Annotated in this window: 14 protein-coding genes; 5 read left to right on the forward strand and 9 right to left on the reverse strand. The window is 72.9% G+C overall.

Annotated features, from left to right (window positions below):
- Positions 1–111: 111 nt before the first annotated feature.
- Both CP981_RS08795 and CP981_RS08800 read right to left on the reverse strand, forming a co-directional pair.
- Positions 112–738 carry an NUDIX domain-containing protein gene (locus CP981_RS08795; protein ID WP_085924235.1) on the reverse strand — a complete coding sequence of 209 codons (627 nt, stop codon included), beginning with the start codon at positions 736–738 and terminating at the stop codon, positions 112–114.
- A 96-nt stretch (positions 739–834) separates the two neighbouring features.
- Positions 835–2,490, reverse strand: coding sequence for a CTP synthase (locus tag CP981_RS08800; protein WP_085924234.1), 1,656 nt, complete (start codon positions 2,488–2,490; stop codon positions 835–837).
- A gap of 413 nt (positions 2,491–2,903) precedes the next feature.
- Between CP981_RS08800 and CP981_RS08805 the strand changes: the two genes are divergently transcribed.
- Positions 2,904–4,715: a glycoside hydrolase family 15 protein gene (locus CP981_RS08805; RefSeq protein WP_085924233.1), complete on the forward strand. Its 1,812-nt coding sequence runs from the start codon at positions 2,904–2,906 to the stop codon at positions 4,713–4,715.
- A 75-nt stretch (positions 4,716–4,790) separates the two neighbouring features.
- Here the strand turns inward: CP981_RS08805 and CP981_RS08810 are convergent, their stop codons facing one another.
- Both CP981_RS08810 and CP981_RS39135 read right to left on the reverse strand, forming a co-directional pair.
- The gene (locus CP981_RS08810; protein ID WP_085924232.1) at positions 4,791–6,014 is read right to left on the reverse strand and encodes a beta-1,3-glucanase family protein; all 1,224 of its coding nucleotides are present in this window, start codon (positions 6,012–6,014) and stop codon (positions 4,791–4,793) included.
- Complete coding sequence (locus CP981_RS39135) at positions 6,011–6,133, reverse strand: hypothetical protein (protein WP_280116699.1); 123 nt, start codon at positions 6,131–6,133, stop codon at positions 6,011–6,013. The genes CP981_RS08810 and CP981_RS39135 overlap by 4 nt, the downstream gene beginning before the upstream one ends.
- A gap of 140 nt (positions 6,134–6,273) precedes the next feature.
- On the opposite strand from CP981_RS39135, the gene CP981_RS08815 reads away from it, so the two are divergent.
- On the forward strand, positions 6,274–7,326 hold the full coding sequence (locus tag CP981_RS08815) for a LacI family DNA-binding transcriptional regulator (protein ID WP_085924231.1): 1,053 nt from the start codon (positions 6,274–6,276) through the stop codon (positions 7,324–7,326).
- Positions 7,327–7,428: 102 nt separating this feature from the next.
- Positions 7,429–9,060, forward strand: coding sequence for a PucR family transcriptional regulator (locus CP981_RS08820; protein WP_085924230.1), 1,632 nt, complete (start codon positions 7,429–7,431; stop codon positions 9,058–9,060).
- 25 nt (positions 9,061–9,085) lie between these two features.
- Here the strand turns inward: CP981_RS08820 and CP981_RS08825 are convergent, their stop codons facing one another.
- Both CP981_RS08825 and CP981_RS08830 read right to left on the reverse strand, forming a co-directional pair.
- Positions 9,086–9,763: a LysE family translocator gene (locus tag CP981_RS08825; protein ID WP_167536071.1), complete on the reverse strand. Its 678-nt coding sequence runs from the start codon at positions 9,761–9,763 to the stop codon at positions 9,086–9,088.
- A 314-nt stretch (positions 9,764–10,077) separates the two neighbouring features.
- Positions 10,078–11,241: a glycosyltransferase family 4 protein gene (locus tag CP981_RS08830; protein ID WP_085924229.1), complete on the reverse strand. Its 1,164-nt coding sequence runs from the start codon at positions 11,239–11,241 to the stop codon at positions 10,078–10,080.
- A gap of 548 nt (positions 11,242–11,789) precedes the next feature.
- Here CP981_RS08830 and CP981_RS08835 point away from each other — a divergent pair.
- Positions 11,790–12,197: a YciI family protein gene (locus CP981_RS08835; protein ID WP_085924327.1), complete on the forward strand. Its 408-nt coding sequence runs from the start codon at positions 11,790–11,792 to the stop codon at positions 12,195–12,197.
- A gap of 8 nt (positions 12,198–12,205) precedes the next feature.
- The gene (locus tag CP981_RS08840) at positions 12,206–13,351 is read left to right on the forward strand and encodes an RNA polymerase sigma factor (RefSeq protein WP_085924228.1); all 1,146 of its coding nucleotides are present in this window, start codon (positions 12,206–12,208) and stop codon (positions 13,349–13,351) included.
- Positions 13,352–13,500: 149 nt separating this feature from the next.
- Here the strand turns inward: CP981_RS08840 and CP981_RS08845 are convergent, their stop codons facing one another.
- The 3 genes from CP981_RS08845 to CP981_RS08855 form a co-directional block, all read right to left on the reverse strand.
- On the reverse strand, positions 13,501–14,292 hold the full coding sequence (locus tag CP981_RS08845; protein WP_085924227.1) for a hypothetical protein: 792 nt from the start codon (positions 14,290–14,292) through the stop codon (positions 13,501–13,503).
- A gap of 159 nt (positions 14,293–14,451) precedes the next feature.
- Positions 14,452–16,179 (reverse strand): DNA repair protein RecN, encoded by a 1,728-nt coding sequence (gene recN, locus CP981_RS08850; RefSeq protein WP_085924226.1) that lies wholly within the window; start codon positions 16,177–16,179, stop codon positions 14,452–14,454.
- Positions 16,180–16,400: 221 nt separating this feature from the next.
- Entirely contained in the window at positions 16,401–16,583 is a 183-nt protein-coding gene (locus tag CP981_RS08855) for a hypothetical protein (protein ID WP_143658858.1), read from the reverse strand.
- Positions 16,584–16,702: the final 119 nt, after the last annotated feature.

The following is a 16,702-nucleotide window of genomic DNA, read 5'->3' on the forward strand; positions in this document are numbered from 1 at the left end:
AGCGTAGTTCACGGCACGTCACGTCTCGCGCAGCGCAGGGCGGTTACGTCACCCGATCGGATCGGCGGATCATCCGACGGGCACGTCGTACGGCGGGGACGGGCCCGTCGGTCAGGCCTCGAAGGGGCGGGCCGGCCACGGCGCGTCGGCCGGGCGCAGCGCGTCCAGACCCGCACCGGCCCGGGCCGCGGTGAGTGCCAGCACCCCCACGACGAGGCAGTTGTTGTGCAGCTCACCGGCGAGCGCGCCACGGACCAGTTCGTCCTGCGGCACCCGCGCCAGCTCCATGTCGGCCTCCTCCTCGGAGACCTCGAAACGTTCGCCCTCGGCCTCGGACAGATCGCGGGCGAGGAAGATCCGCACGGCCTCGTCGCAGCCGCCGGGCGTGGTGTAGACATCGGTCAGCACCCGCCAGTCCCCGGCCTTGACGTGCGCCTCCTCGTACAGCTCGCGCTGCGCGGCGTGCAGCGGGTTCTCCCCGGGGATGTCGAGCAGCCCGGCGGGGATCTCCCACAGCTTCTGGCGTACGGGGTGGCGGTACTGGCGCAGCACCAGCACCCGGCCCTCCTCGTCGAGCGCGAGGACGGCCACGGAACCGGGGTGGACCTGGTAGTCACGGGTGACGGTGGAGCCGTCCGGCATGACGACCTCGTCGGTGCGCACGCTGGTCTTGTTTCCGGTGAACGGCGTCGTGGTCGCGGTGACCGTCCACTCCTCCGGGGTGTCCTTGATCGCCATGGCGCGTCCTCCTGTGTGTTGCCTGTACCAACGCAGAAACCGGGGCACGACCTCGAAGAGGCCGTACCCCGGCAACCGTATCCGCCGTGGTGTCCGCTACTTCGCGGCGCCCGTCTTGCGCGCGACCGCGGCCTTCACCAGCCCGGCGAAGAGCGGGTGCGGACGGGTCGGGCGGGAGCGCAGCTCCGGGTGCGCCTGGGTGGCGACCAGGTAGGGGTGGATCTCCCGCGGGTACTCGACGTACTCGACGAGCTTGTTGTCCGGGGAGGTGCCGGAGAACAGCAGCCCGGCCTTCTTCTCCAGCTCACCGCGGTAGGCGTTGTTGACCTCGTAGCGGTGGCGGTGGCGCTCCTCGACGTAGGGCTGGTCGTCGTAGACCTCGCGGACGATCGAGCCCTCGGCGAGCTTGGCGGGGTACATACCCAGCCGCATCGTGCCACCCATATCGCCCTCACCTGCGACGATGTCCATCTGCTCGGCCATCGTGGAGATGACCGGGTCGGCCGCGGCCGGGTCGAACTCGGTGGAGTTCGCGCCCTGGATGCCGGCCAGGTTGCGGGCCGCCTCGATGACCACGCACTGGAGGCCCAGGCACAGGCCGAGCAGCGGGAGCTTGTTCTCCCGGGCGTAGGTGATCGCGCCGACCTTGCCGTCCACGCCCCGGTCGCCGAAGCCGCCGGGGATGCAGACCGCGTCACAGTCCCCGAGCTGCTCGGCGGCCCCGGCCGGGGTCTTGCAGTCGTCGGAGGTGACCCACTTCACCTTCACCCGGGCCTTGTTCGCGAAGCCGCCGGCCCGCAGCGCCTCGGTGACCGAGAGATAGGCGTCCGGCAGGTCGATGTACTTGCCGACCAGCGCGACCTTGACCTCGTGGTCGGGGTTGTGGACCCGGTCCAGCAGGTCCTCCCACTGGGTCCAGTTCACGTCCCGGAAGGGCAGGTCCAGCTTGCGCACCACATAGGCGTCCAGGCCCTCGGTGTGCAGGACCTTGGGGATGTCGTAGATCGACGGGGCGTCGATCGCGGCGACCACCGCGGCCTCGTCGACGTCGCACATCAGCGAGATCTTGCGCTTGATGGCGGTCGGGACCTCGCGGTCGGCGCGCAGCACGATGGCGTCGGGCTGGATACCGATGTTGCGCAGCGCGGCGACGGAGTGCTGGGTCGGCTTGGTCTTCAGCTCACCGGACGGGCCGATGTAGGGCAGCAGCGAGATGTGCACGACGAAGACGTTGTCCCGGCCGACCTCGTGGCGGACCTGGCGGACGGTCTCCAGGAACGGCAGCGACTCGATGTCGCCGACGGTGCCGCCGACCTCGGTGATGACGACATCGACGTCCTCGGTCGCCATCCGCCGGATGCGGTGCTTGATCTCGTTGGTGATGTGCGGGATGACCTGCACGGTGTCACCGAGGTACTCGCCGCGCCGCTCCTTGGCGATCACGGTGTTGTAGACCTGGCCGGTGGTGACGTTCGCGGAGCCGTCGAGGTCGACGTCCAGGAAGCGCTCGTAGTGGCCGATGTCCAGGTCGGTCTCGGCGCCGTCGTTGGTGACGAAGACCTCACCGTGCTGGAACGGGTTCATCGTTCCGGGGTCGACGTTCAGGTACGGGTCGAGCTTCTGCATCGTGACCCGCAGGCCGCGCGCCTTGAGGAGAGCACCCAGGCTGGAGGCGGTGAGCCCCTTGCCCAGCGAGGAGGCGACGCCCCCCGTGACGAAGAGGTGCTTGGTCGTCGTGGATTTGGGCGGCATGGCCAAGAGGGAGCTCCCGTGGTCGCGAGGTGGAGAGGTGCGAAGCGGCGCGTCCCGGTTTTCAGGGGTGCCGTCGCTGCGGTTCGGGGGTTCTCGTGACCACCGGTCCACGGGGTACCAGGCTATCAGCGACCGGGCATGGTCGCGCCCGGCCACACAGGGCGACCGCGCGGTCACGGCCGGGGTGACAGTGTCACGTGACGGAGGCCACCCGTTCGGAGCACTTCAGTCCGTGCGAGGGTCACGCGGATCACCCACCTGCGTCGTATCCTGCTCGGACACTCGCTACGAGCCGTCCGGGAAGGCACCACCCCCGCCGCCCGATTTCCGGTCCCGCTGCTCGGCGACGTTTCATGGGCAGGACGGACCAATACATACGTCCCATGGGGGGCGTGACTCCAGTTCGACGGGAGATGCACGTGGCCGGGCGCATCGAGGACTACGCACTTATCGGCGATATGCAAACCGCCGCTCTAGTGTGCCGGGACGGCACGGTGGACTGGCTGTGCCTGCCCCGCTTCGACTCGCCGGCGGTCTTTGCGGGGCTGCTGGGCACGGAGGAGCACGGATTCTGGCGGCTGGGGCCGGTCAACGGCCCCGGGGGGCGGCCCGCACCGGCCGACCGCCGGCGCTACCGGGGCGATTCGCTCGTCCTGGAATCGGAGTGGGACACCCCGCGCGGCACCGTCCGCGTGATCGACTTCATGCCGCCCCGCGATGGCGCGCCGCAGCTGATCCGCATCGTGGAGGGCGTCAGCGGACGCGTCCCGATGCGTTCGGAGCTGCGGATGCGGTTCTCCTACGGCTGGGTCGTGCCGTGGGTGCACAAGATCGACGACCGGACGGTGGCGGTGGCCGGGCCCGATTCGGTGTGGCTGGACACCGAGGCGGAGACCTACGGCAAGGACCTGACGACGTTCTCCGACTTCACCGTCTCGCCGGGTGAGCGGATCGCCTTCACGATCAGCTGGGAGCCCTCGCACAAGCAGCCGCCGGCCGTCGCCGACCCGGAGGGGTCGCTGGAGGCCACCGAGGAGTTCTGGCGCGAGTGGGTCGAGCACTGCACGTACCACGGCCCTTACCGGGACGCGGTGGTGCGCTCGCTGATCACGCTGAAGGCGCTGACCTACGCGCCGACCGGCGGGATCGTGGCGGCGCCGACGACCTCGCTGCCGGAGTGCCTGGGCGGGGTCCGTAACTGGGACTACCGCTTCACCTGGCTGCGGGACGCGGCGATCACCCTGTCCTCCCTGCTGCGCACCGGCTACCGCGAAGAGGCGCGGGCCTGGCGGGAGTGGCTGCTGCGGGCGGTGGCCGGCGACCCGGAGAACCTGCAGATCATGTACGGCATCGCGGGCGAGCGGGAGCTGGGCGAGAACGAACTCCACTGGCTTCCCGGCTACGAGAACTCCCGTCCCGTACGGGTCGGCAACGGCGCCGCGGGACAGCTCCAGCTCGATGTCTACGGCGAGGTCACCGAGGCGCTGCACCTGGCGCACATGACGGGGCTGGCCCGTAACGACTACGCCTCACTGCTCCAGCTCAAGCTGATCCAGTGGGTGGAGAAGCACTGGGACGAGCCGGACGAGGGCATCTGGGAGGTCCGCGGCCCGCGCCGGCACTTCGTGCACTCCAAGGTCATGACCTGGGTCGCGGTCGACCGTACGGTCAAGCTGATCGAGTCCGGGGACGTCGACGGACCGCTGGAGCGCTGGAAGGACCTGCGCGAGACGATCCACCGGGACGTCTGCGAGAAGGGTTACGACAAGGAGCGCAACACCTTCACCCAGTCCTACGGCTCGCAGGAGCTGGACGCCTCGCTGCTGCTGATCCCGCAGATGGGTTTCCTGCCGCCGGACGACAAGCGCGTCATCGGCACCATCGAGGCGATCCAGCGGGAACTGTCCACCGAGGACGGCTTCGTGCTGCGCTACCCGACATCCGGTGCACACGATCTCGGGGTGGACGGTCTGGAAGGTGAGGAAGGTGCCTTCCTCGCCTGCTCGTTCTGGCTCGCCGACGATCTCGCGATGATCGGCCGGGTGGACGAGGCCCGCAAGCTCTTCGAGAAGCTGCTCTCGCTCCGCAACGACCTGGGTCTGCTCGCGGAGGAGTGGGACCCCAAGGCCCAGCGGCAGGTGGGCAATTTCCCACAGGCATTCAGCCATGTTCCGCTGATCGACACCGCGCTGCGGCTGACGGCCAGTGGGGCTTACGGAGGTTAGGGCCCCCCTCCGGGGCCCTAACCCCCCGGCGGTCGTGGGTGCCGCCCGGTTTCCGGGTGGCACCCCTTCTTCTTGTCAGAACGGGGTCAGGGTGAGGGTGATCTCCTTCGGCGCGGGGTCCTCGATGTAGGAGGCGAAGCCGGCGACGTCGTCGAAGGCGAAGCCGTAGGCCCTGCCGTCCCGGGTCGCGGCGTGCATGGCCTTGGCGTAGTGATGGGTCAGCCGCTCCCGGTAGAAGGTGGCCGGGTCGGTGGTGGGCTGGGCGGCGTGCGCGGTGAGGGTGGAGCGGTTGAGGGCGGCGCCCAGGATGGCCGCGATCGGGCCGAGGGTTCCGTCGTTGGGGGCGGCCAGGGTGCCGTCGCAGAAGAGGACATCGCGGGTGGACGGCTTGTCGAAGGAGACCGTGCCGGTGGGGGCGGCCCCGCCGCTCGGGCCCTTGAGCCCTTGGGGGACGGTGAAGACGAGCTTGCCGTCGCGGACCCGGCCGGTGAAGGTGCCCGCGTTCGTGGTGACGGACAGGTCCTTGGCCGCGTAGGCGGACCAGGCCTCGTCGATGGCGGGGGCCAGGTAGTCGGGGGCGAACAGTCCGCTGTCCAGGCCGTGGCCGGGGGCGATCACCCGGCGGTCGCCGATGACCAGCCGGTCGAAGCCGTCGGCGGCCCGGACGTCGGCGAAGACCCTGTCGCGGGCGCCGTCCTTGAGCGTGCCCGTGGTCTGGTCCTTGGCGCCCGTGAGCTGGATCGCGAGCGGCACGCTGAACATGTCGACCATGGTGGTGTTGCAGTACATCCCGCCGGAGTTGTAGGTGAACTCGGCGCAGTCGTGCAGCACGTCGTAGTTGGGGTCGCCGGCGACCCAGCCCGCCGGGTAGGCGAGCGCGGCCTTGCCGTTGCCGTCCTCGACGGCCTTGAACTTCAGCTTGCCGCCCAGCGCGGTGTAGATCCGGCCGGACATCCGGGGCAGCTGGAGGGTCGTGGTGCCGCTCGCCGCGAGCGGTATGGCGTAGTCGGTGAAGCCGTCCGGCCCGTTGTCGGCCAGTGCCACGGGCTTGAGCTCGCCGTCCGGGGTGACGTGCACCTGCTGGGTGCCGTCATTGCCGACGACGTAGATCCAGACCGAGGAGTTGGCGTAGGCGCCGGAGTGGTTGACGAGGTGCAGGGGCATTCCGGCGGCGGACCGGGCGGGCCCGCGGGGTGCGGCGGACGGGGCGGGCGCGCCGTTCGCACGGCCGGCCAGGGCGATTCCGGAGGCGGCGGCACCAGCGGCGAGGCCGCCGAGCAGACTGCGGCGAGTGATCACGAGGTGGCTCCTTGCGGGGCGGTGTGCCGATCGGTGGGGGTGACGTTCCGGCGGGTACCGGCCCCGGCGGGCGGCGGGACGGCGACCGTCCGGCATCCGGGTCCGACTCTCATGCTCATGACATTCTCTCCTCGGCGCGGTGGGGGGTCGTGAGGAGTTCTGGGGGGTACCCGGACTGAGAGCGCTCTCATATCGTGCGCTGTGCACCCTGCCGATTTCCTGGCAGACCGTCAAGTCATCGCGTGGAAAAAGGAGTTGAATGGTGTCCGAGCCGAACGGTCCACGGCCGACGCTGGAGGCGGTCGCGGCCCGCGCCGGGGTCTCCCGCGCCACGGTGTCCCGTGTGGTCAACGGCGGTGCGGGGGTCCGGGCCGCGGTCCAGGAACGGGTGCGCCAGGCCGTCGCCGAGCTGGGCTACGTACCGAACAGCGCGGCCCGCTCCCTGGTCACCCGCCGCACCGGCGCGGTCGCCGTGGTCATCGCGGAGCCGGAGACCCGGGTCTTCAGCGATCCGTTCTTCGGGCGCCAACTGCGCGGCATCAGCCGGGAACTGGCCGCCGCCGACACCCAGCTGCTGCTGATGTTCGTCGAGCACCGCGCCGACTACGACCGGATCGGCCGGTATCTGTCGGCCGGGCATGTCGACGGCGCGCTGATGTTCTCGCTGCACCGCGACGACCCGCTGCCCGCCATGGCCGAGCGCGCCGGACTGCCCACCGTCTACGGCGGCCGGCCCGGCTGGGCGGGCGGCGGCCAGGGGCCGCGGCCGCTGTATGTCGACACCGACAACCGCGGGGGCGCCCGGCAGGCCGTACGCCATCTCCTCGGCCGCGGCCGCCGCCGGATCGCCGTGATCACCGGACCACTCGACCAGACCTCCGCGGTGGACCGTCTCGACGGCTACCGCGACGCGCTCGGCACGGCTGAGCCGGACCCGCGGCTGATCGCGGACGGCGGGTTCACGGCCGCCGGCGGCGAGCGGGCCATGGCCGAACTCCTGGACGCCGCCCCGGACCTGGACGCCGTCTTCGTCTGCTCCGACCTGATGGCGAACGGTGCGCTGCGCACCCTCCGAGCACGCGGGCGACGGGTTCCGGAGGAGGTGGCGGTGGTCGGCTACGACGATCTGGAACCGGCGGCCTGGGCGGATCCGCCACTGACCACGGTGCGGCAGGACGTGGAGGAGATGGGGCGGCTGATGGCCCGGCTGCTGCTGCGGCTGCTGGAGCCGGGCAAGGTGGCGGAGGCGGACGCGGTGGAGCTCGCTCCGGTGATCACGGAGGCGCGGCTGGTGGTGCGGGAGTCGGGGTGACGGGCGGAGGCGCCGGGAGGCACGCGCCCCTCCCGGCGCCCTACGGCACGGTGATCCGGACCGCGAAGCTCCGGATAGCGGACTACGGGTACCGTCCTCGCCATGGGGCAGGAAGCGAAGATCGAAGCCGAGGTCACGGTACGCAGGGCGCTGGAGCTGCCCGCGCTGCGGCGTGGTCTGCCGGAGGTGCTGGCCGGCGGGGACCGGCTGGACCGCGCGGTCCGCTGGGTGCACGCGGGTGAGGTCCCGCATATCGCCTCGCTGCTCAAGGGCGGCGAGCTGCTGCTGACCACCGGCCTGGGGCTGGGAGCCCGGCCCTCCGAGCAGCGCGCCTTCATCCGCAAGCTTGCGGACCGCGAGATCGCCGCGCTCGTCGTGGAGCTGGGCTCCCGGTTCGCCTCCCTGCCCGTCGCGCTGGTCGACGCCGCCCGGGACTGCGGGCTGCCGCTGATCCAGCTGCACCGCGAGGTCCCGTACGTCACCGTCACCGAGGCGATCCACACCGAGATCATCAACAGCCACTACGCGCTGCTGCGGCGTGCCGACGAGATCCTGCGACGCTGCACGGACGTGCTGCTGCGCGGCGGTGGCGTCCCCGAGGTCCTCCGGCTGCTGGCCGTCTTCACCGGCAACCCGCTCTGTCTGGAGGCCCCCGACGGCAGCCCGCTCTACGCGGCGGGCCCGGACAGCGAGGACGACGGTCCCGCGGAAGCCGACCCGCTGCTGGCCTGGGAGGGCCTGCGCGACACCGGTCTGCGGGTCGATGTGCCCGGCGGCGGCCACGGCCCCGACGCGGTCCGCGCCCGCCTCGTCCTGCTGCCCGTCAACGCCCCCTTGGCGCCGGTGCACCGGATCGCCGCCGAACGCGCCGCCGATCTGCTCGCCGTCGTCATGCTCCAGTCCCGCCAGGAGGAGGTGCTCGCCGCCCGGGGGCGCGGCGACTTCCTGGCCGACCTCTCGGAGGGCCGGATCTCCGCGGCCGAGGCGCCCGCACAGGCCCGCCTGCTCGGCTTCCGCCCCGGCCCCGAGCCGGTGTTCCCGGTGGTGATGCGGCTGCCGGCGGGGCTGCCCTCGCCCGGCAGCTGGGCGCTGCTCGCCCAGGCCCTGCGCGAGGAACTCGCGGCCCCCGGGGTGCCCGTACTGCTCGGCGTCCGTCCCGTGGAGGGCCGGGTGCCGATACTGGTGGCGCTGCGCGCGGGCCAGGACCGGGACGCGCTGGCCGGCCGGATCGCCGAGGCCCTGCGCGCCGGGGTGGTCCGCGCGGGGCTGGACCGGCCGGCCGCGCACCGCCCGGTGGTCGTCGTCGGGACGCCCGGTGACTGGGCGGCGGCGGGCCCCGGTCTCCAGCACGCGGCGGAGGCGGCGGCCGCCGCCCAGGGCCTGCCGGAACAGCCCTGGTACGACGCCCGCCGGCTGGATATCGAGCTGCTGCTGTGGCGGATGCGCGAACACGGCGAGCAGGGTGTGCTCACCGACTTCGTGGAGCGCGCCATCGGGCCGCTGCTGGCCCATGACCGGGCCGCCCGTCAGCCGCTGCTGCCGACGCTGGAGGCCTATCTGGCCAGCGCGGGCCGCAAGGCCGAGACCGCCCGCGATCTGAATGTGAACCGGCAGACGCTGTACGACCGGCTGGCCCGTATCGCGCAGCTGCTCGGCACGGACCTGGACGATCCGCAGACCGTCCTGGGCCTGCGGCTGGCGCTGCGCGCCCGGCGCCACACGGACAAGCCGTAACGGGCGGCGGCCACCGGGCGGCGCGTCACCCCGCGACCGTCTCGGCCGCCGTCCCCATACCGAGCGCGATCAGCACCCCGCCCGTGGTGCGCTCCAGATTGCGGTGCACCCGGGGACGCCGCAGACGGCGCAGCAGCCGGCCCGCGCAGACCACGACCAGCAGCAGCCAGCCCGCGGCGATCACCGCGTCGACGGCCCCGAGCAGCAGCGTCGTCCCCAGCACCGAGTGCCCCTCGGGAAGGAACTGCGGCACCACGGCCACGAAGAAGATCCCGACCTTGGGGTTGAGCAGACAGCTCAGCAGCCCCTGCCGGAAGGCGCGCGGGGGTGTGAGGGGCGCGGCGGCTCGGGCGTCCGGTTCCGGGGTGTCGAAGGGGTCCGGGGCGGGGGCGAGCGCGGGCGTCGCTGCCGCCGCGGACCGCCGGTGCGCCCAGAGCGCCTGGGCGCCGAGCAGCACCAAGTAGGCGGCGCCGGCCAGCCGTACGACCGTGAACGCCGCGTCCCAGCGCTGTAGCGCCGCGGCCAGCCCGACCGCGGCGGCCACCGCCCAGGCGAGCGAACCGGCGGCGGCGCCGACGGCCGTGGCGGCCCCCGTACGCCGCCCGCCGCGCACGCAGTTGCGCAGCACCAGCAGGGTGTCCGGGCCGGGAGCCATCGTCACCAGCAGGGCGAACAGCGCGAAGCCCGCTACCGCAGCCGTCACGGCGCTCTCCTCTCGTACCTGTGGCCCGGGGTGTGGCAGGGGAAGACACGTGGGCCGTACATGAATCGGATGCGGGGAGCTTATCGGCAGGGGCGGCGGGGCCTGTTGGGCGGTGGGGGCCAGTTGGGCGGTGGCCGGCGGTGGCTGCTTGGCCGGCCCGCCGTATTGGCCGGCCCGGCCGTCTCTTGACCGGCCCGGCCGTCTCTTGGCCGGCTCGGCGGTCGGTTGGCCCGGCCTTCGGTCGGCCCGGCCTTCGGTCGGCCCGGCCTTCGGTCGGCCCGGCCTTCGGTCGGCCCGGTCGTCGGTCGGCCCGGCTAGACCGGCTGAATCGGCTGGGTCAGCTCGTCGTAGACGCTGAGGACCTGGGTGACGGTGTCGTTCTCGCTGGGCCAGCCGGCCGCCTGGGCGCGGCCCGCCTCGGCGAGCGCGTCCCGCCGGGCGGGGTCGGCGAGGAGCGCGAGAACGGTACGGGCCAGGGCGGCGGCATCCCCGTAGCGGACCAGCTCGGCGGCCCGGCCGACCAGTTCGCGGGTGCCTCCGGTGTCGGTGGCGACCAGCGGCACCCCGGCGCGCAGCGCCTCCTGGGCGATCAGCGAACGCGCCTCCCACCGGCTGGGCAGCACCACCAGGTCGGCGGCGGCGAGGAGTTCGGGCACGTCGTCACGGCGCCCGAGCAGCTGGACGGGCAACTGCTCGCTGTCGATCCGCCGCTGAAGCGCGCTCCGCTGGTCGCCCTCCCCCGCGATGGCGACCAGCGGCTGCGGGTCGAGCGCGCACCAGGCGTGCGCCGCGTCCAGCAGCAGGTCATGGCCCTGGCTGGGATCGAGACGGCCCACCGCGAGCAGCAACGGGCGGTCCACCGCGCCCAGTTCGGCCCGTTCCTTGTGACGCGTCCGGTCGTGCTCCTCGATCTCGCCACGTGTGCCACCGGACCGGGGGCGCGGAATCGCGACCGGCGCAAGCCGCGCATCACGGGCGCCCCGCTCACGCGCCCGGTCCACGAGATCGGAACAAGCTCCCAGAACCACGGCGGCCGCCCGTGCCACCCGCCGCTCCATCAGATGCACCACCCCGGCTCGCGCACCCTCGGTGTGCGCCTTGGTGTGCCAGGTGATGACCAGGGGGACCCGCCGCCCGCCCCGTGGGCCGCGCAGTCCGCGCAACGCCATCGAGGCCCGCAGCCCGGCCCGCAGGCCGTGCGCATGGACGAGGTCGGCGTCCCAGCAGGCGCTGCGCAGCACGGCCACGCTCGCCGGATCCATCCGCGGTGGGACCTGCACGAACCGCGCACCCGCCCCGGTGAAGTCGTATGCCTCCTCGGTTTCCGGCGTGGCACAGACGGACACCCGGACCCCGCGTGCAACCAGGCCTTCGGCCAGCGAGCGGACATGTGCCGCGCTGCCGGCGCTGCCGTGCCCGAGCACCTGGACCGTGCGCAGCGGCGACAGCCCGTGCGCCGAGGTCGGCGTGCTGATCACGTGGTGGGTCTCCTGGATCGGGGGCGGGCGGGCCGTACCGGCGGGTCGGTCCGCTGAGCTGCGGCGCGCGGCCGGCGGCCACCTGCCTGCCCGGCGACGGGCCAGGACGCGGCGAACGGGCCCGGGGCTGCGTACCGCGCCCAGGATGCCAGCCCGGCGGGGTCAAATCGGCACCGTCCGGCCGCCGTTCCGGTGGGAAGTCTCACCCCTGCGCCCACCAGATCACCCACATGGGCGACAAACCGCCCGCGCGAATGAATGGCTCCTGAGAGTGAACCCACTCCCCGGAGTGCGCCTCGCGCCGCGCCACAGGGCGCGTGCGCCGCCACCCGGAGCGCGGCCGGTGTTTGGCCGAATACGGAGTCGGAGGGCCTCGCGCCTTCTCGCCCTCGTGCCGCCCCGTGAACCTCGACCCCGCGAGGCGGCTCACACAGGTTCCGCTGCCCGGGCCAAAAAACTTCGCACGGCGATGTCGAGAACCCGTGACCGGCTCCGTCCCCGGGGTGAGAGCGACCACAATGGGCCGCACCAGCACCGAGGAGAACACCATGGCCAAGTACCTGCTGCTCAAGCACTACCGAGGCGCTCCCGCCGCGGTCAACGACGTGCCCATGGATCAGTGGACGCCGGAGGAGATCACGGCGCACGTGCAGTACATGAACGACTTCGCGGCCCGACTGGAGAAGAGCGGCGAGTTCGTCGATGGTCAGGCGCTCGCCCCCGAGGGCTCGTGGGTGCGGTACGACGGTGAGGGGCGTCCGCCGGTCACCGACGGCCCGTTCGCCGAGACCAAGGACCTCATCGCCGGCTGGATGGTGATCGACGTCGACAGCCACGAGCGCGCCGTCGAGCTGGCCGGGGAACTGTCGGCCGCCCCCGGGGCGGGCGGGAAGCCGATCCATGAGTGGCTGGAGGTGCGCCCGTTCCTGACCGCGCCGCCCACCATCACGGAGTGAGCTCACCCATGGACGAGGCCCTGGTCCGGAGCCTCACACCGAGCGTCCTCGCGATCCTCGTCCGCCGCGGAGCCGACTTCGCGGCGGCCGAGGACGCCGTGCAGGACGCGCTGATCGAGGCGGTCCGCGTCTGGCCGGCCGACCGGCCGCGGGATCCCAAGGGCTGGCTGGTCACCGTGGCCTGGCGCCGGTTCCTCGACGCGACCCGGGCGGACGCCGCCCGGCGCCGGCGTGAGGACCTCGTCGACGAGGAGCCGGCGCCAGGGCCCGCGCCCGCGGTGGACGACACGCTCCAGCTCTACTTCCTGTGCGCCCACCCGTCGCTGACGCCGTCGTCCGCGGTGGCGCTCACCCTGCGCGCCGTCGGCGGGCTCACCACGCGCCAGATCGCCCAGGCCTACCTGGTGCCCGAGGCGACCATGGCGCAGCGCATCAGTCGTGCCAAGCGCACCGTCTCGGGCGTGCAGTTCGACCGGCCCGGCGATGTCGCCACCGTGCTGCGCGTCCTCTACCTGGTCTTCAACGAGGGCTACTCCGGCGACATCGACCTCGCCGCCGAGGCCATCCGGCTCACCCGGCAACTCGCGGCCACGATCGACCATCCCGAGGTGGCGGGGCTGCTCGCCCTCATGCTGCTCCACCACGCCCGGCGCGCCACCCGGACCGCGGCCGACGGCAGCCTGGTGCCGCTCGCCGGGCAAGACCGGAGCCGGTGGGACACCGCGTCGATCGCGGAGGGCGTCGAGATCCTTCAGGCGGCCCTCGCCCGCGACCGGCTGGGCGAGTTCCAGGCCCAGGCCGCCATCGCGGCACTCCACGCCGACGCGCCCACCGCCGAGGAGACCGACTGGGTGCAGATCGTCGAGTGGTACGACGAGCTCGTGCGCCTGACCGACAGCCCGGTCGTCCGGCTCAACCGCGCGGTGGCCGTCGGTGAGGCCGACGGACCGCGCGCCGGCCTGGCGGCGCTCGCGGCGCTGAACGACTCCCTGCCCCGCCACGCCGCGGTGGCGGCCTACCTCCACGAACGCGACGGCGACCTGACGACGGCGGCCCGGCTGTACGCCGAGGCGGCCCAGAAGGCGCCCAACCTTGCCGAGCGCGACCACCTGACGCGCCAGGCCGCCCGGCTCAACACCGGGCGGGGGCGGTGACGGGCCCCGCCCGGTGTTGAGCCGGGCGCTCGGATTTCCCGAACCGGGCGCTCGGATTTCCCGAACCGGACGGGCGGTGCTCCCGCACGGGGTGCTTCCCCGGAGGGGCAGCGATTCGGCGGGCCTTCAACCGGCTACCGGCTACCGGCTCAGAGCGCTGCCGCTGCCCGGCTGACGCGGTCTCCCGCGGCCGCGGCGGCGATCAGCCCGGCGGCGTGCGCGGCCAGGCCGCGGCGTCCGTTGCCCGTGACGATGGCGAGACCGAGTGCCGCGCCGAGGGCGTGCGCCCCGGCGTCCCCGATCATCGTGCGCTCCCCGACGTCGTCGCCCAGGACTGCGGCCGCGGCCCCCATGGGCGCGGCGGACAGCGCGCCCGCCGGGCCGCGGCGCAGCAGCCCGGGTGCGCCGATGGCCAGTACGGCGCCGACCGCCCGGCCCGGCCGGACGTCCAGGAGATTCACCAGATGCGCCGAGCCCGCGATCACCACGCCTGCCAGCACTTTGTCGGCCGGCCGCTCCTTGAGGAGGGCGCCGGCCGCGAGCCCGGCGGCGCCGATCCCGAACAGCTTCACCGTCCCGCTGGTGACCTCTTTCTGCCGGAGCGCCGAGATGTGCGCCCGGAATCCGCGGCGTGGATCACTGGCGCCGAACACGTCGTCGTACGCACCGCAGCCCCCGGCGGCCAGTACAGCCAGCGCCCCGGCGGCCCGGGTACGGGCGGGCAGCCCCGGTGCGGTGACGGCGGCGAGGGCGGTGCCCGTGGTCGTGGCGAGACCCGCGTGCAGGTTCACGGTGCGGCCGGCGTAGTTCTTCCGCTCCCACAGGACGGCACCGCCCGGCGGGCGCTTCCTGAGCGCCGTGTACACGGCCCGGGTCGCCCCTGCCGCCCCCAGGAGCGGCGAGATCCGTCCCGACACCCTGCCGCCTGCCACCGCCGCCATGTCACGCCCCTCACCCGGCACGTTGCCGGCTCGCTTCCCGTCACCCTAGGGGCGAGCGCCCCCCGGTCGCGCGGGAACGACGCCCCCGGCGACCGGTGGCCGGGGCCCGTAGCCAGTGGCCGGTGAGAGAGCTGAAGCGCCCCGGGTACGCGCCGCTTGCTAGTTGCCCGTGCGCGCCGTCTCCAGCAGCTCCTCGGCATGCGCGCGGGCCGTTTCGGAGTCCTCCTGGCCCGCCAGCATCCGGGAGAGTTCGCGGACCCGCTCCTCGCCTTCCAGGACCGTGACACCGCTCCTGGTGACCGAGCCGTCGTTCGTCTTCGCCACCAGCAGCTGACGGTCCGCGAACGCCGCGACCTGCGGGAGGTGCGTGACGACCACGACCTGCGCCGACTTCGCGAGCCTGGCCAGCCGCCGGCCGACCTCGACGGCCGCCTTGCCGCCGACACCCGCGTCGACCTCGTCGAAGAGGTAGGTCGGTACGGGGTCGGAGCCGGCGAAGACCACCTCGACGGCGAGCATCACCCGGGAGAGCTCACCGCCGGACGCCCCCTTGGCGATCGGCCGGGGCGGTGCGCCCGGGTGGGGGGCCAGGAGAAGCTCGACCTCATCGGCGCCGGCCGGTCCATAGGCCACCGTACGGCCGCCGACCTCGATACCGTCGGCGTCCTCGGCGACCTCGGTCTGGCGGATCTCGACGGTGACCCGGGCGTGCGGCATGGCGAGTTCCGCCAGCTCGGCGGTGACCGCGTCGGCGAAATGCTTCGCCGACTCCGTACGGGCATCGGTCAACGTTTGTGCCAGTTCGCCCAGTTCGGTGCGGAGTGCGTCCCGCTCGGCGGTCAGCTCGCCGATCCGGTCGTCATCGCCGTCCAGTTCGCTGAGCCGGGCGGCGCTCTCCTCGGCCCAGGCCAGCACCGCCGCGATGTCCTGGCCGTACTTGCGGGTCAGATGGTTCAGCGCGGCACGACGCTCCTCGACCGCGGCCAGCCGCAACGGGTCGGCGTCCAGGCCGTCCGCGTAGCCGGCCAGCTCGCCCGCCACATCCGCCATCAGGATGCCGATCTCGCCGATCCGCTCGGCGAGCCCGGCGAGCTCCCGGTCATGGCTGCGTACGGCCTCCAGCGCGCGATGGGCGCCGGCGACCAGGGTGGTGGCGTCGACGCCCTCGGGGTCCTCGGGATTGCCGGCCAGCGCGGCGTGCGCCAGGGTCGCGGCGGAGGCCAGTGCCTCGGCGTGGCCGAGCCGCTCCGCCTCGGCGGCGAGGTCGGTGTCCTCGCCGGGCTGCGGCTCGGCCGCCGCGATCTCGTCGAGGCCGAAGCGCAGCAGGTCGGCTTCCTGTGAGCGTTCGCGGGCCCGTGTGGTCAGCTCGTCCAGCTCGGTGGCGACGGCGCGCAGCCGGCGGTGGGCGGCGGTGTACTTGGCCAGCGGGACCGCGACCGTGTCTCCGGCGTAGCGGTCCAGGGCCTGGCGCTGGCGGGCCGGCCGCAGCAGGCCCTGCTGGTCGGTCTGGCCGTGTACGGCGACCAGGTCGTCGGCCAACTCCGCCAGGAGACCGACCGGGACGGAGCGACCTCCCACATGGGCGCGCGAGCGGCCCTCGGCGGAGAGTGTGCGGCTGATCAGCAGCGCACCGTCGTCCAGCTCCGCACCGGCCTCCTCGGCACGTACCGCGGCAGGGGCCTGGGAACCGACGCTGATCCTGCCCTCCACTACCGCCGATTTGGCGCCGATCCGCACCAGGGCGGGGTCGGCGCGCCCGCCGAGCAGCAGGCCGAGGCTGGTGACGACCATGGTCTTGCCCGCGCCCGTCTCGCCGGTCACCGCCGTGAAGCCGGGGGACAGCTCGACAACGGCGTCATCAATGACACCCAGGGACCGGATCCGCATCTCCTCCAACACGGATACGACCTTACGAGGTCCCGGGGGCGCCCCGCGACGGCCTCCCCTCACTCCTGCCCCCGCACCTGCGGAAAACCGCATCGAAAAACGGGGGAATTCCGCATGGTGCGTGATCACGCTCAGCCGTCAAGCTGATCACAGTCCGGAACGAAAGGTGTGGTCATGTCCAGCGGATCGAGGTACGCAACGACGTATGCGGGGTGGTGCGGTCACCGGCCCGCGGTCGGCAGGACTGCGGTGGTCAGGCGGGGTGCGATGGCGATTGCCGGCGCTTCGATGAGGCGGCTCATCGCGTCGGTGAAGCGGCTCTTCGGGGCCGGCGCGGAGGCCCTGCCGTCCGCCGCGGGCCGGGTGCCGACTGCCGGCGGCGCCGCGACGGGCACGGCTGTCACTCCGCTCCGCGACTGGATCCACATGTCGATATTCGCGAGCGTACGGACGAGGGGCCCCGTCTCAAGCTCAAGGAGGGACCCCATCTCCCGGCAGGGCCGCGAATGTGTGACGCTCCGCG

Source organism: Streptomyces platensis (genome assembly GCF_008704855.1).
Taxonomy (GTDB): Bacteria; Actinomycetota; Actinomycetes; order Streptomycetales; family Streptomycetaceae; genus Streptomyces; species Streptomyces platensis.

What these genes read in the sequence shown, in the direction of transcription:
- CP981_RS08840 (WP_085924228.1), top strand. Translation starts at nt 12,206, where the DNA reads ATGGACGAGGCCCTGGTCCGGAGCCTCACACCGAGCGTCCTCGCGATC.
- CP981_RS08835 (WP_085924327.1), top strand. Translation starts at nt 11,790, where the DNA reads ATGGCCAAGTACCTGCTGCTCAAGCACTACCGAGGCGCTCCCGCCGCG.
- CP981_RS08815 (WP_085924231.1), top strand. Translation starts at nt 6,274, where the DNA reads ATGGTGTCCGAGCCGAACGGTCCACGGCCGACGCTGGAGGCGGTCGCG.
- CP981_RS39135 (WP_280116699.1), bottom strand. Translation starts at nt 6,133, where the DNA reads ATGAGCATGAGAGTCGGACCCGGATGCCGGACGGTCGCCGTCCCGCCG.
- CP981_RS08795 (WP_085924235.1), bottom strand. Translation starts at nt 738, where the DNA reads ATGGCGATCAAGGACACCCCGGAGGAGTGGACGGTCACCGCGACCACG.
- recN (WP_085924226.1), bottom strand. Translation starts at nt 16,179, where the DNA reads ATGCGGATCCGGTCCCTGGGTGTCATTGATGACGCCGTTGTCGAGCTG.
- CP981_RS08820 (WP_085924230.1), top strand. Translation starts at nt 7,429, where the DNA reads ATGGGGCAGGAAGCGAAGATCGAAGCCGAGGTCACGGTACGCAGGGCG.
- CP981_RS08845 (WP_085924227.1), bottom strand. Translation starts at nt 14,292, where the DNA reads ATGGCGGCGGTGGCAGGCGGCAGGGTGTCGGGACGGATCTCGCCGCTC.
- CP981_RS08800 (WP_085924234.1), bottom strand. Translation starts at nt 2,490, where the DNA reads ATGCCGCCCAAATCCACGACGACCAAGCACCTCTTCGTCACGGGGGGC.
- CP981_RS08805 (WP_085924233.1), top strand. Translation starts at nt 2,904, where the DNA reads ATGCACGTGGCCGGGCGCATCGAGGACTACGCACTTATCGGCGATATG.